Genomic DNA, 13,202 nt, shown 5'->3' on the forward strand with positions numbered 1-13,202 from the left:
GTCCTTCCGTGCCTCCTATTCGTCAATATCTTTTTTTACTTTTTTCTCGGAAGGTGAATAACGAACTGGATTTTGAGTTCTTAAAACCTGTGGCCTTAATGACTGCTTGCTAAAGGGGAGCCTGATGATCGCATCTTTTAAGTCTCCAAATCTTGGCGGATATAATGGCTCTAAAAAAGGTCTGTTTAGAGAAGTGAGCCTTATTAAGTGAGTCATTAGGAGACAAAAGCAAAAAACGATACCAAGCAGACCCCATAGTTCCGCAAATATCAAAAATGGAAAGCGCAGTAAACGGATTGCGTTGCCCATTTTATACACCGGTGTCGTAAAGGATGCAAGTGCAGCAAGTGCCACGATAATCAATAGTACATTGCTGGTCAGTCCCGCTTCTACGGAAGCTGTTCCGATTACGATACCGCCAACGATACCGATTGTCTGGCCGACCTTTGTAGGGAGCCGTGCCCCTGCTTCTCTCAGCAGCTCGATTGTCAGTTCTAAAAAAAGTGCCTCCAGTATAGGCGGAAGGGGAATTTCCCGCCGGGAGGTTACCAATGTGTTCATCAGATCCTTGGGAATCAATTCGTAATGGTAGGACAATGTCGCTACGTAAATGGGTGTGACTAAAATCGAAAATGCTACGGCAAAAAGCCGGATCAGCCGGAAAAAGGATGAAAGCATCCAGTTTAAAAAATAATCCTCAAACGAACTGAAGAATTCAACGAGCGTTGTCGGAGCTATAAGGGCATGTGGGGAGCCGTCGACGAATACGGCAATCTTCCCTTCTGCCAAAATCGCCGTAACCCTGTCTGGCCTTTCTGTATCTAGAAGCTGTGGAAACGGCGAATTTTTGTTGTCAGAAATTAATTGAACGATGTATGAGCTATCCGTAATGGCATCGAATTCTGTACTTTTTATTCGTTCGGTGATGGTTTGGACATTTTCAGCATTTGTAATGCCGTCAATATGCAGGATCGCCACTTTCGTTTTTGAAAGGCTGCCAACCGTCACCTCTTCAATAATCAGTTCTTTGATCGGAAGTCGTTTGCGAATCAAATTTAAATTATGCTCCAATGATTCAACAAAAGCTTCCTTCGGCCGATTACACTAAATTCAACCTCAGGCTGTGTGATAGCCCTGACAACTTCTTTTTGTGCCGCAATAAAGGCAAAGTTCTGGCTGTCTGATTCTATTGTTAATAGAACATAGCCATTAAACAGTTTTTGTTCAATTTCAGCAGGATCGTTGTTAATCTGCACATCTGCGAGCGCGATAATTTTCTTTACATCCTCTATGCACTCAAATGGTTTCTCCAGTAAATAGGGAAGCGCATTCTCCTGTAATATACTTTCATCAACGAGCGTAGAGATAAATGATAAACAAAAACGGCGGTTTGTTTTTTGATTAATGTAATAAACTTTCTTAAAATCATTTGAACGCTTTAAATACTCTTCCAGCTCCAGCTTTGCTTCCCTTGGTGCCTTTTTCTTTGAAAACCAGCTTTTCATGTTGTTTCACCGCCGTATTCAGCATTACATTTATTGTTACCTTTTATGGAAGGAATATGAATTATAATTGCGAATAAGTGTAAAACTCCCTGTAAAATGGACAAAACTTGTTGACCCATTAAAATAGATGTAAAATTTTTCAGTGGATAGGAGAGGTGAATAATAATGAAGGATTTTAATGAACAATTTGAAGCATTACTTGAAAAGTACGAAGAGCTGCTTTTAGGAAGCACGGATATTGAACTGCGAGAAAAAGTTAAAAAGTGGTCTTTATATACACATATAGCAAAATCAATGCCAGCTCTTGTTAAGCATTGGAATGAGCTCTATCCAGAAGCGAAGGAAGAGATGAAACAGATTGTAAATGAAATTAAAGAGCTGAATGAAAAGCACCGCAGTTTACAGAAAAAATAATGGATGCAAGTAAACAGAGGACCAGGCTAATTGCCTGGTCCTCTGTTTCAGGTTGGAGTTCTATTGAAGGTTATTTCCATACGGAAACTGATTGGTATAGCCCTGGAACTGCTGATAGGACTGCTGAAGCTTTTGCTGTTCGGCAGCCTCGATTTTGTACCAGCCTTTTTTAAACATCAGATTGTATAGGTCACGCTGGCATTTTTCTGTTTCGCTGAAAATTGCCATAATATCCTGATACAGACCATCATGGCTGGCTTCATGCATGGCAATGGAATAGGAAGTGGTCAAATACTTTTCCTGTGCCAGCAGGTCATTGATAAAATCGCGATCGTTCATTTGCGGGGTTTTCGGAATCTGTGATTCAGGATTTTGGATTTTTTGCTGATTAGGATTTTGATTCATGTCAATATCTCCTCCGCTAGTTGTCTTTACTGCTGCAAGTTGTTGTTCGGCTGCTGCTGGTTTAAATGGGATTGAAGATGGCCTAGGATCTGCTGGTAATGGCGCTGATGCATTTGTCCGCATTTTTCCATTTCAGTTTTAAGCTCCTGATCCTGGCACTGCTGAGCAAAAAAATGAGATTTTTTTGCGGCTAATAGATTCCATGACATCATGTCTGTTAAATAAAGCGAGTCTTTGGAAGAAATGACAGCGGGGGGTGTTTGCATGATCCCCTGTTGATTTTGCATATTCATATTTTGCTGCTGCATAAAAGTTCCTCCTGAATGATGATTTAATACATGCTTTTATAGGTTGCCACCGTGTAATTTTTCTATGCGGAAGCAAAAGAATAAGCACGGTAAAACAAAAAAATTTAATTATATTCAAAAAACATTAAAAATGATAAAATGATTTTGAAAACCCTTGCATTACAAGGGAGTATGGCAGAAGACTAAAAAATTTTAATTATTGTTGCAATCGTTTACAAGGGGGAAATAGGATGGAACAGGTAATGAAGAACTTTTTTCTTTTTTTATCAAAGAATAGATCGCTAACGAAGATGGCCAAAAAATACGGACTTCGCTTCGGAGCAGGCCGTTTTGTTGCGGGCGAGACAATTGACCAGGCGGTTCAAGTAATTAAGGACCTCAACCAAAAAGGCTTGGCAGTAACAATAGATTATCTGGGTGAGTTCGTGGATAATGCTGCAGAAGCAAATGAAATGGCTGATAATTCAATCAAGGCAATCCATGCGATTGGTCGTGAAGGGTTAAATTCACAGCTATCTCTTAAAATGACATCCATAGGCATTGATATTTCTGATGAGCTTGTGATGAATAATATGCGCCGCATTCTTGAAGCAGCAAAAGAATACAATATTTTTGTGACCATTGATATGGAGGATTACTCCCGCTGCCAAAAAACAATCGAAGTTTTTAAAGAACTGAGAAAAGAGTTTGATAATGTCGGCACTGTCTTACAGGCTTATTTGTTCCGCGTTGAAAACGATGTGGAGGATTTGAACGCATACCATCCAAACCTGCGCCTTGTAAAAGGGGCATATAAGGAATCTCCTGAAGTTGCCTTCCCAGAAAAGAAGGATGTGGATGAGAACTATAAAAAAATCATTAAACAGCATCTTTTAAATGGCAATTATACCGCGATCGCTTCACATGATGAGGCGATAATTGAGTATACGAAGCAGCTTGTTAAAGAGCATAATATACCAAATAATCAATTTGAATTCCAAATGCTTTATGGAATCCGCCCGGAAAGACAATTGGAATTAGTAAAAGAGGGCTATACAATGCGCGTTTACGTTCCATTTGGAACAGACTGGTACGGCTATTTTATGCGCCGTCTGGCTGAGCGCCCAGCGAACGTTGCATTCGTTCTAAAAGGAATGGTTAAGAAATAAAAAACGGCAAGGCCTGTTTTTTATTTCTTTTTATATTGGTTATTCTGGCTGTTTACTTTTCCGCCGCCGTCATTTTCAATATTTGGCAGGCATTGCCTTTAACACTGGCAGCACTTATTCCCGCCCTGGACGGATCTTTCTTTACTCTTGCCATGATTATCACCTCATAAATAGCGTTCCCACCGAATAAAAATATTAAGCCGAATTATAAAAAAAGACTTTTCGAAAAATTTTTATTTTTCCACTCCTTAATTATTGCGTAAATTTTTAAAATATTTTATATTAATTAATAAGCAGATCTCATTCAGAAGGAAATTTTTTTTGATAATAAAATGAATGAGTATTCATTCAACAAATGCCGAAGGGGGAGACAAAGGTGATCCAACTTATAAAAAAGGCTGCGGTGCTTGGTTCAGGAGTTATGGGCTCAGGCATTGCTGCACACTTAGCTAACATAGGCATTCCGACGCTATTATTGGACATTGTACCGCGTGAACTAACAGAAGAAGAAAAATCGAAGGGGCTGACTTTGGAAGATAAGCAGGTCAGAAACAGAATCAGTACGGTTTCGATCCAAAAACTTTTAAAGCAGAAGCCAGCACCATTAACCTCTAAAAGTAACCTTTCATTGATCGAAGCTGGAAACCTGGAAGACGACTTAAGCAAATTAAGCGAGGTTGACTGGATTATTGAAGTGGTGGTTGAAAACCTGAATGTAAAAAAGCAGGTATTTGAAAAAGTCGACCAATACCGAAAGCCGGGAAGCATTGTAAGCTCGAATACATCGGGTATTTCCGTGGAGGCGATGGTGGAAGGGCGTTCGGCTGACTTCCAAAAACACTTCCTTGGCACGCATTTCTTTAACCCGCCGCGATATCTCAAGCTTCTTGAAGTCATTCCAACGAAGTATACCGATCCTGGTATCCTTTCTTTCATGAAAGAATTCGGTGAGGATGTATTAGGAAAAGGTGTCGTCTTCGCAAAGGATACGCCGAACTTTATCGCAAACCGCATTGGCACATATGGATTGCTTGTAACGCTTCAGGAAATGCTCAAAGGCGGCTACAGTGTTGGTGAAGTCGATTCAGTGACAGGCCCGCTTATTGGCAGGCGTAAGAGCGCGACCTTCCGTACGCTCGATGTTGTCGGGCTTGATACATTTGTTCATGTAGCGAATAACGTATATGAGCAGGTTGAAGGAAAAGAAAAACAAGTATTTGAAGTGCCTTCCTTCATGAAGGAAATGCTGCAAAAAGGATGGCTTGGAAGCAAGTCTGGCCAGGGATTCTTTTTAAAGCAAGGCAAAGACATTTTGGAGCTAGATCCGAATTCACTTGAATATGGACCGCGCAAAAAACTGAAAACAGCAGCCACAGAGTTGAGTAAGCAGGAAAAGGGTACAGGGAATAAAATGAAAGCGCTTGTATATTCAGGTGACCGCGCAGGCCAATTACTATGGAATATATTTAGTCCGGTCTTTATTTATTCGGCAGAATTGTTAGGTACAATCGCGGATGATATCGTGGCCATCGACCGTGCCATGAAATGGGGATTTGGGTGGGAAATGGGTCCTTTCGAAACCTGGGATGCGATTGGCTTAGAAAAATCGGTCCAAAAAATGAAGGAATCTGGAGCAGAAGTGCCTGCATGGGTTACAGAAATGCTCGAAAAAGGTTTCACTTCTTTTTATAAGGAAATCGATGGAGAGCTTCAGTTCTACCATAATGGTGAATACACAGCAATCGAAGTAAATCCTAAAGTAATAAATCTTAAACAGCTAAAGAAGAAAAATGGAGTTATTAAGAAAAACAGCGGAGCCAGCTTGATTGATCTTGGAGAGGGTGTTGCGCTGCTGGAATTCCATTCTCCTAACAATGCAATCGGACTTGATATTATCCAGATGATTAATTTTGCCGTTGATGAAGTCGAGAAGAATTTCAAAGGTCTTGTTATTGGCAATCAGGGCAAAAACTTCTGTGTTGGAGCAAACCTCGCGATGATTCTGATGGAAGCACAGGATGACAATGTTTATGAAATCGACATGGTGGTCCGTCATTTCCAGCAGGCGATGATGAAGATTAAATACAGCGCAAGACCGGTTGTAGCAGCACCATTTAGTATGACCCTCGGAGGAGGATCTGAAGTGTGCCTGCCAGCTGCACATATCCAGGCTTCGTCGGAAACTTATATGGGCCTAGTAGAAGTAGGAGTTGGACTTATCCCAGGTGGCGGTGGAAATAAAGAACTTTATATCAAGCATTTGGAAAATATCCCAAATGGGGTTGAATTCGATCTCCAGAAGGTTGCCAATAAAGTGTTTGAAACAATTGCGACTGCAAAGGTCTCGACCTCTGGCGAGGAAGCTCGTGAAAACAACTTCCTGAATCTTGCTGATGGTGTGAGCGTAAATGGAGACCACCTTCTGTATGATGCAAAACAGGCTGTCTTGTCATTATATGAGAAAGGCTACAAGCCCCCGGTGCGCAAAAAAATTCCTGTTGTCGGAGAAACGGGATATGCAACACTTCTACTTGGGGCACAGACAATGCTGTATTCCGGCTATATTTCGGAGCACGATTTAAAGATTGCTAAAAAGCTTGCATATGTGCTTGCAGGAGGCAAAGTTCCATTTGGCACGAAAGTAGATGAACAGTATTTATTGGATTTAGAAAGAGAAGCCTTCTTAAGCCTTGTTGCCGAGCCGAAATCCCAGCAGAGAATGCAGCATATGCTTCTTAAAGGAAAGCCGCTTCGGAATTAACCAGTAGACGAATGATAATTAAAAATAATAGATATGAAAATTGCTATTTTAAGAGGAAAGAGAGGGAACGAAATGAGAGAAGCGGTAATTGTAGCAGGAGCCAGGACTCCTGTAGGAAAAGCAAAAAAAGGGACGCTTGCCCATGTTCGCCCTGATGACCTGGGAGCGCTTGTTGTAAAAGAAACATTGAGACGGGCAGGAAATTACGAAGGTAACATAGATGATTTAATTATCGGCTGTGCCATGCCGGAAGCTGAACAGGGGCTTAACATGGCTAGGAATATCGGAGGCCTTGCAGGGCTTTCGCATACTGTCCCGGCGATAACCATCAACCGTTATTGTTCTTCGGCCTTCAGGCTATTGCATACGGAGCGGAACGGATCATGCTTGGACACTCTGATACGATTCTTGCAGGCGGAACGGAATCTATGAGCCTGGTGCCTATGATGGGCCATGTCACCCGACCGAATATCAGGCTTGCAGAGACAGCCCCGCAATATTACATGGGAATGGGCGATACCGCGGAAGAAGTAGCAAAAAAATATGGAATCACACGGGAAGAACAGGATGCATTTGCGGTTAGAAGCCATCAGCGTGCAGCAAAGGCAATCCAGGAAGGGAAATTCGTCGATGAAATCGTTCCGGTGGATGTCACGCTCCGTTCTGTCGGCAAAGACAATAAGCTATCTGAAAAAACCATCCAGTTTACCCAGGATGAAGGTGTCAGGGCAGATACAAACCTGACTGCTCTTGCCAGACTTCGACCGGCCTTTTCGTTAACGGGCACGGTTACTGCCGGCAATTCATCACAGACGAGCGATGGGGCTGCTGCCGTAATGGTAATGGACCGCGAAAAAGCAGATTCGCTAGGGCTTAAACCAATGGTGAAATTCAGATCGTTCGCGGTTGGCGGAGTGCCGCCTGAAATTATGGGAATCGGTCCGGTTGTAGCGATTCCGAAAGCATTGAAATTAGCAGGGCTTGAAGTGTCGGATGTAGGATTGTTCGAATTAAATGAAGCCTTTGCATCCCAATCCATTCAGGTAATCCGTGAATTGGGTCTTGATGAAGATAAGGTGAATGTAAATGGCGGGGCAATTGCGCTTGGACATCCGCTAGGATGCTCCGGAGCCAAGCTGACACTTACACTTATCCATGAAATGAAACGCCGTAATCAGCAATTTGGTGTTGTCACTATGTGCATTGGCGGCGGTATGGGTGCAGCTGGCGTTTTCGAACTTTTATAAAAAATCAATGCCTCCGCTGAGGGGGCAATAGCATCATAAAACGTTAAATAATAGATTGGAGGAAAAATAAATGGCCAACCAAACTGAGAACTTGATTAAAGGCGGAAGTTTTTTGATTGAGGATGTTTCCTATGAGCGCTTATTTACTCCGGAGGACCTTTCCGATGAGCAGAAAATGATTGCAAAAACAACTGAGGATTATGTAGTGAACGAAGTGCTTCCGCAGGTGGAATACCTTGAGAAGCATGAGTTTGACCGTTCTGTTAAGCTGTTGAAGCAGGCTGGAGAACTTGGCCTTTTAGGAGCGGATGTTCCAGAAGAGTACGGCGGTCTAGGCATTGATAAAATCAGCTCTGCTTTAATTTCGGAAAAATTGTCCCGTGCAGGTGGATTTTCTATTTCGCACGGTGCCCATGTAGGTATCGGCTCACTTCCAATTGTTTTATTTGGTAATGAAGAGCAAAAGCAGAAATATTTACCGTTATTGGCGACTGGTGAGAAGCTTGCGGCTTATGCCTTAACTGAACCAGGTTCTGGATCTGATGCCCTTGGTGCGAGAACAACTGCAAAGCTGAATGCGGAAGGCACTCATTATGTTTTAAATGGAGAAAAGCAGTGGATCACAAACGCTGGATTTGCAGATGTTTTCGTTGTCTACGCTAAAATTGATGGGGAGCAGTTCTCTGCATTTATTGTTGAGAGAGAATTTGAAGGCGTTTCTACAGGTGCGGAAGAAAAGAAAATGGGAATTAAGAGTTCTTCTACACGGACGTTGATTCTTCAGGATGCACTTGTGCCAAAGGAAAACCTTCTTGGTGAAGCGGGAAAAGGGCATGTTATAGCCTTTAATATCCTTAATATTCGCCGCTATAAGCTGGGGGTAGGAGCTGTAGGAGCATCCAAGCACGCGTTTGAAATTTCGGTTAAATATGCAAACCAGCGCCAGCAGTTTAAGACACCTATCTCACAATTCAATTTAATTAAAGAGAAGCTTGCGACAATGGCTGTAAAAACATATGCGGCTGAGAGCTCTGTTTACCGTACGGTTGGTTTATTTGAAGACCGGATGAGCCGTTTATCCGATGAAGAAGTAAAGAACGGGAAAGAGGTTGCAAACTCAATTGCTGAGTATGCGATCGAGTGCTCCTTAAATAAAGTATTCGCTTCTGAAACACTTGATTTTGTGGTTGATGAAGGAGTCCAAATTCATGGCGGATATGGTTTCATGCAGGAATACGAAATTGAAAGAGCTTATCGTGATTCCCGTATCAACCGAATCTTCGAAGGTACGAATGAAATTAACCGCCTGATTGTACCAGGAACGTTTTTGAAAAAAGCATTCAAAGGCGAGCTGCCATTATTCCAAAAAGCCCAGGCTTTACAAGAGGAATTGATGATGATGATGCCGGAAGAGCCGGGTGAAGAGCCGCTTGCACAGGAAAAATACCTGGTTAAAAATGCGAAGAAAATTGGTTTGCTTGCAGCCGGCCTTGCAGCCCAGAAGTACGGTAAAGCATTGGATAAAGAACAGGAAATCCTAGTAAATATTGCTGACATTGTATCCAATGCGTATGCAATGGAATCAGCTGTTCTCCGTACTGAAAAAGCAATTGAAAAAGCTGGACTGGAGAAGAGTAAGCAAAAGCTTTTATATACTCAAATCTTCTGTCAGGAGGCCTTTGTGGAAATCGAACAGCATGCAAAAGAAACTCTAGTAGCTGTTGAACAGGGTGATTCGCTACGCATGCTAATTTCAGCACTTAGGAAGTTTACACGCTATACACCAATCAATGTAATTGCGAAAAAACGTGAAGCTGCAGACAGGCTCATCGAAGCGGAACGATTTATCGTTTAATTTGGAAAGACATCCTTAAATAATTTTATAACATTTGACAGCTCCCTTCAGTTTAGAAGGGAGCGTTATAATTTGAAGAAGTATCTTCGTAACAGAGAAGGAGTTTTTAAAAATTAGTCGAAAGTATCTTTATAGGAAAAATTCATTAAAATGCCTTCTCTTTCGTTATGAATTTATTTGCCATTATGTTAATATTCAAATTGGAGAGAAATATCTTGATGGCCTAAAAGAGGACGGTGAAAATCGTTGGCATTAACCTTTTATTGGTACCCTAAATGCGGTACATGCAGGAAAGCGAAAAAATGGCTGGATGAACATCAGCTTTCCTATAAGGAAGTACATATTGTTGAAAATCCGCCTTCCCATGAAGAACTGAAGGAACTGTATCAAAAAAGCGGACTGGAATTAAAGAAGTTCTTTAATACCAGCGGGCAAAAGTATCGTGAACTTGGAATAAAGGACCGACTAAGCACTGCGACTGAGGAAGAATTGCTTGATTTGCTTTCCTCAGATGGAATGCTGATTAAAAGGCCCTTTTGACAGACGGAAGCAAAGTTACCGTCGGTTATAAAGAAGAGGAATATGAAGAGAAGTGGCTTTAGAATCTGATCAGTTTTGTTAACTAACTTAAGGCTATCGTTTTTTTATGATAGATTTTTAAAAGAAATAGTGGAGGGATATCTATGAGTACACCAAAGGAATTGCGTTATTCAGAAGAACATGAATGGGTAAAAGTTGAAGGGGAACAGGTTCGCGTTGGTATTACGCATTTTGCTCAATCGGAGCTGGGAGATATCGTTTTCGTTGAACTGCCTGAGGTTGGCGATGAAATAACTGCTGACGAGCCATTCGGAAGCGTAGAGTCTGTTAAAACTGTATCCGAACTATATGCACCGGTAAGCGGTAAAGTAGTAGAAGTAAATGAAGACCTCAATGACAGCCCGGAATTTGTAAATGAATCTCCATATGAAAAGGCTTGGATGATTGTCATTGAACCATCTGATAACAGCGAGATTGACAAGCTGATGACTGCTGAACAATATGAAGAAATGATTAATGAAGACTAAGTTTTAACTCTTAAAAGCGTGCAATTCCTAATCGGAATTGCACGCTTTTTTTACGCGGAAAAAAATCGATAAAAAGTACGAATTTTTTTAAATGTAGCTATTATAAATAATTGGTGAATAGTAAAATAATACTATAAATAATATACGTTAATGGAGGTGAAGGAATGGAAGGAAAACCATTACATTATGATGGAAGTCTTCATCCTGCTGATATGGCAGGGGACGGAACAGGATTGAATGAACAATTTGTTCTTACCGATGAAGTGAGAAAAAACCTGGGTGGAAATCCCTATGAAATTAATAATGCAGAATAGTTTTTACCAAAAGGATGTGTCTTAAAGGCATATCCTTTTTAATTTGCGATGCATATTGCTTGATAAATAATAAATCCTTTTGTATTATTATCTCGAATTAAAAATATCTTAATTCAAGTTAATCGGCTATTTATTTAGCATCAAGACATAATCCCCAAGTGAAAGGATAGGTATTTACATGGCAAAAGTATTATATATCACAGCTCATCCACATGATGAGGCTCAATCATTTAGTATGGCAGCAGGTAAGGCTTTTATTGACACTTATAAGGAAGTAAATTCAACTGATGAAGTAATCCACATTGATCTTTACAAGGAAAATATTCCTCAAATCGATGCAGATGTATTCAGCGGCTGGGGCAAGCTTCAGACTGGTAAAGGCTTTGATGAGCTTTCGGCGGATGAAAAAGCAAAAGTTGGACGACTTTCTGAGTTAAGCGAGCAGTTTGTATCCGCAGACAAATATGTATTTGTAACTCCGTTATGGAATTTCTCATTTCCGCCAGTGATGAAGGCATATTTAGATTCTGTTGCGGTTGCAGGCAAAACTTTTAAATATACTGCAGAAGGTCCAGTAGGGCTGTTAACTGATAAAAAAGCACTTCATATTCAGGCTCGCGGAGGTATCTATTCAGAAGGCCCTGCAGCTGAAGTGGAAATGGGCCACCGCTATCTAACAGTTCTTATGCAATTCTTCGGTGTTCCTTCCTTTGAAGGATTATTTATTGAAGGACATGCAGCCATGCCTGATAAAGCACAGGAAATCAAAGAAAACGGCATTGCCCGTGCAAAAGATTTGGCGCAAACCTTCTAAGCAAACTTTCAAGAGCCAGCATTTGTTGGCTCTTTTTACTTTTTATTTTTAGGGATAATATCTTTGTTTACTTATATTTCTATTTTTTCTGCCTGAAAGCGGGGAAAGCTATGATTAAAACAGCTTGAAAGGTGGAATGTAGTATGTTAAATCCTAAGAAAATAGATGTTACTGATCGTGTGGTTGGAAAAATTAAAGATGGTGAAATTGAACTTTTGTTAGAAAATAGTATAATCGGCAGGATAAAAATGCCAGAAAACCTTCAATACGAGCTGGAGCATCATTATGAAGCTGATCAACAAAAAATTTATCAAAATGTAACTGTATCGGAAGGCAAAGACGCACGTTATACTGATTGTGGCGATGGGGGCTGGTGTTAATCCAGCTTGTCTATAAACATTAGGCAAACTCCTACAAATAAAAGGACAATAATGATATAGTGAACATACACTTAATTAAGGTCACACAAGATCCATAAATATGAATATGTTAACATTACACAGCACTTCCTTTCCTGAAGGTCTTTGGGAAAACCAACAACTATATATGGGTGATTTTATGAATGATGCGTATGTTGACAAGGTGATTATTGTCGAAGGTACATCTGACAAAAGAAAGGTAAAAAGCATTGTTAAGGAACCAGTTGAAATTATTTGTACAAATGGCACAATTGGCCTTACCAAACTGGATGAACTGATCGATTTTCTCGAAGACAAGGATGTTTATATTCTTGTGGATGCGGACGAAGCAGGAGAAAAGCTACGCAAACAATTTAAAAGGGAATTTCCTGAAGCGGAACATTTATATATAGACAGAATGTATCGGGAGGTAGCAACTGCTCCTCAGCATCATCTTGCAACTGTGCTTATAGGGGCAAATATTGATGTGCATTCGGAATTTTTGGAGATGGGTTGAAAAGCAATGAACGAATGGTCAAAAGAGCAATATCTTACATTTTTAACTGAAAATTTAACAGGACTCGTTTATTTTTACACTCCTATGTGCGGTACTTGCCAGCTCGCGTCGAAAATGCTACGGGTTATTTCTGAAATGAAGCCAGATCTTGAAATCGGCAAAATGGACTTAAACTATACCCCTGAGCTTGCACAAAGCCTTTCAGTTGAAAGTGTTCCGTGTCTCCTTTTTATTAAGGGAGGAGAGATCATTGAAATGATATATGCATTTCATTCTGTTCCATTTCTGCTCGATAAAATAAATACAAATTTAAACTAAAACAGATGCCAGCCATCTGTTTTTTTGTCGGCTGATAAGAAAGAATAAACTTTCGCAAGTTTATTCTTTCTTATCACGCATAAGGGCAACTACGCCTCTGTCTTAGCCAATCGGCGAGTTTTCTTTATCGA

General features: G+C 40.7%; 12 protein-coding genes and 4 pseudogenes. 12 read left to right on the forward strand and 4 right to left on the reverse strand.

Going from position 1 to position 13,202, the window contains the following annotated elements; translation table 11 throughout:
• Positions 1-15 precede the first annotated feature (15 nt).
• Positions 16-1,505: pseudogene (locus RCG23_RS15715) on the reverse strand (spore germination protein).
• Positions 1,506-1,667: 162 nt separating this feature from the next.
• On the opposite strand from RCG23_RS15715, the gene RCG23_RS15720 reads away from it, so the two are divergent.
• On the forward strand, positions 1,668-1,919 hold the full coding sequence (locus tag RCG23_RS15720; RefSeq protein WP_308180075.1) for a DUF2573 family protein: 252 nt from the start codon (positions 1,668-1,670) through the stop codon (positions 1,917-1,919).
• Between the two features lie 60 nt (positions 1,920-1,979).
• Here the strand turns inward: RCG23_RS15720 and RCG23_RS15725 are convergent, their stop codons facing one another.
• Together RCG23_RS15725 and RCG23_RS15730 are read right to left on the reverse strand one after the other, a co-directional pair.
• Positions 1,980-2,324: a spore coat protein gene (locus RCG23_RS15725; protein WP_308176488.1), complete on the reverse strand. Its 345-nt coding sequence runs from the start codon at positions 2,322-2,324 to the stop codon at positions 1,980-1,982.
• A gap of 26 nt (positions 2,325-2,350) precedes the next feature.
• Positions 2,351-2,632 carry a hypothetical protein gene (locus RCG23_RS15730; protein ID WP_308176489.1) on the reverse strand — a complete coding sequence of 94 codons (282 nt, stop codon included), beginning with the start codon at positions 2,630-2,632 and terminating at the stop codon, positions 2,351-2,353.
• 230 nt (positions 2,633-2,862) lie between these two features.
• Here RCG23_RS15730 and RCG23_RS15735 point away from each other — a divergent pair, with 230 nt between their 5' ends.
• Positions 2,863-3,780 (forward strand): proline dehydrogenase family protein, encoded by a 918-nt coding sequence (locus tag RCG23_RS15735; protein ID WP_308176490.1) that lies wholly within the window; start codon positions 2,863-2,865, stop codon positions 3,778-3,780.
• 20 nt (positions 3,781-3,800) lie between these two features.
• On the opposite strand, the pseudogene RCG23_RS15740 reads toward RCG23_RS15735, so the two are convergent.
• Positions 3,801-3,934, reverse strand: a pseudogene (locus tag RCG23_RS15740) (YuzL family protein).
• A gap of 201 nt (positions 3,935-4,135) precedes the next feature.
• Between RCG23_RS15740 and RCG23_RS15745 the strand changes: the two are divergent.
• The 10 genes and pseudogenes from RCG23_RS15745 (at position 4,136) to RCG23_RS15790 (ending at position 13,071) form a co-directional block, all read left to right on the forward strand.
• Positions 4,136-6,541 carry a 3-hydroxyacyl-CoA dehydrogenase/enoyl-CoA hydratase family protein gene (locus RCG23_RS15745; RefSeq protein WP_374049762.1) on the forward strand — a complete coding sequence of 802 codons (2,406 nt, stop codon included), beginning with the start codon at positions 4,136-4,138 and terminating at the stop codon, positions 6,539-6,541.
• Positions 6,542-6,613: 72 nt separating this feature from the next.
• A pseudogene (locus tag RCG23_RS15750) lies at positions 6,614-7,788 on the forward strand (acetyl-CoA C-acetyltransferase).
• A 70-nt stretch (positions 7,789-7,858) separates the two neighbouring features.
• Complete coding sequence (locus RCG23_RS15755) at positions 7,859-9,643, forward strand: acyl-CoA dehydrogenase FadE (protein ID WP_308176491.1); 1,785 nt, start codon at positions 7,859-7,861, stop codon at positions 9,641-9,643.
• Between the two features lie 246 nt (positions 9,644-9,889).
• A pseudogene (locus tag RCG23_RS15760) lies at positions 9,890-10,245 on the forward strand (arsenate reductase family protein).
• Positions 10,246-10,326: 81 nt separating this feature from the next.
• Entirely contained in the window at positions 10,327-10,710 is a 384-nt protein-coding gene (gcvH, locus tag RCG23_RS15765) for a glycine cleavage system protein GcvH (protein ID WP_308176492.1), read from the forward strand.
• A 164-nt stretch (positions 10,711-10,874) separates the two neighbouring features.
• A complete protein-coding gene (locus RCG23_RS15770; RefSeq protein WP_308176493.1) occupies positions 10,875-11,024 on the forward strand; it encodes a hypothetical protein in 150 nt (49 codons plus the stop codon).
• A 178-nt stretch (positions 11,025-11,202) separates the two neighbouring features.
• Positions 11,203-11,838 (forward strand): FMN-dependent NADH-azoreductase, encoded by a 636-nt coding sequence (locus RCG23_RS15775; protein WP_308176494.1) that lies wholly within the window; start codon positions 11,203-11,205, stop codon positions 11,836-11,838.
• 143 nt (positions 11,839-11,981) lie between these two features.
• Entirely contained in the window at positions 11,982-12,218 is a 237-nt protein-coding gene (locus tag RCG23_RS15780) for a YusG family protein (RefSeq protein ID WP_308176495.1), read from the forward strand.
• Positions 12,219-12,396: 178 nt separating this feature from the next.
• The gene (locus RCG23_RS15785; protein ID WP_308180077.1) at positions 12,397-12,753 is read left to right on the forward strand and encodes a toprim domain-containing protein; all 357 of its coding nucleotides are present in this window, start codon (positions 12,397-12,399) and stop codon (positions 12,751-12,753) included.
• A gap of 6 nt (positions 12,754-12,759) precedes the next feature.
• Positions 12,760-13,071, forward strand: coding sequence for a thioredoxin family protein (locus tag RCG23_RS15790; protein ID WP_308176496.1), 312 nt, complete (start codon positions 12,760-12,762; stop codon positions 13,069-13,071).
• The last annotated feature ends 131 nt before the right edge of the window (positions 13,072-13,202 follow it).

The sequence above is a fragment of the Neobacillus sp. PS3-34 genome (genome assembly GCF_030915465.1).
In the GTDB taxonomy this organism is placed as follows: Bacteria; Bacillota; Bacilli; order Bacillales; family Cytobacillaceae; genus Neobacillus_A.

Excerpts from the sequence above, each read along its gene's own strand:
- RCG23_RS15785 (WP_308180077.1), top strand. The coding sequence starts at position 12,397 with ATGAATGATGCGTATGTTGACAAGGTGATTATTGTCGAAGGTACATCT.
- RCG23_RS15735 (WP_308176490.1), top strand. The coding sequence starts at position 2,863 with ATGGAACAGGTAATGAAGAACTTTTTTCTTTTTTTATCAAAGAATAGA.
- gcvH (WP_308176492.1), top strand. The coding sequence starts at position 10,327 with ATGAGTACACCAAAGGAATTGCGTTATTCAGAAGAACATGAATGGGTA.
- RCG23_RS15780 (WP_308176495.1), top strand. The coding sequence starts at position 11,982 with ATGTTAAATCCTAAGAAAATAGATGTTACTGATCGTGTGGTTGGAAAA.
- RCG23_RS15730 (WP_308176489.1), bottom strand. The coding sequence starts at position 2,632 with ATGCAGCAGCAAAATATGAATATGCAAAATCAACAGGGGATCATGCAA.
- RCG23_RS15775 (WP_308176494.1), top strand. The coding sequence starts at position 11,203 with ATGGCAAAAGTATTATATATCACAGCTCATCCACATGATGAGGCTCAA.
- RCG23_RS15725 (WP_308176488.1), bottom strand. The coding sequence starts at position 2,324 with ATGAATCAAAATCCTAATCAGCAAAAAATCCAAAATCCTGAATCACAG.
- RCG23_RS15790 (WP_308176496.1), top strand. The coding sequence starts at position 12,760 with ATGAACGAATGGTCAAAAGAGCAATATCTTACATTTTTAACTGAAAAT.
- RCG23_RS15745 (WP_374049762.1), top strand. The coding sequence starts at position 4,136 with ATGCCGAAGGGGGAGACAAAGGTGATCCAACTTATAAAAAAGGCTGCG.
- RCG23_RS15755 (WP_308176491.1), top strand. The coding sequence starts at position 7,859 with ATGGCCAACCAAACTGAGAACTTGATTAAAGGCGGAAGTTTTTTGATT.
- RCG23_RS15770 (WP_308176493.1), top strand. The coding sequence starts at position 10,875 with ATGGAAGGAAAACCATTACATTATGATGGAAGTCTTCATCCTGCTGAT.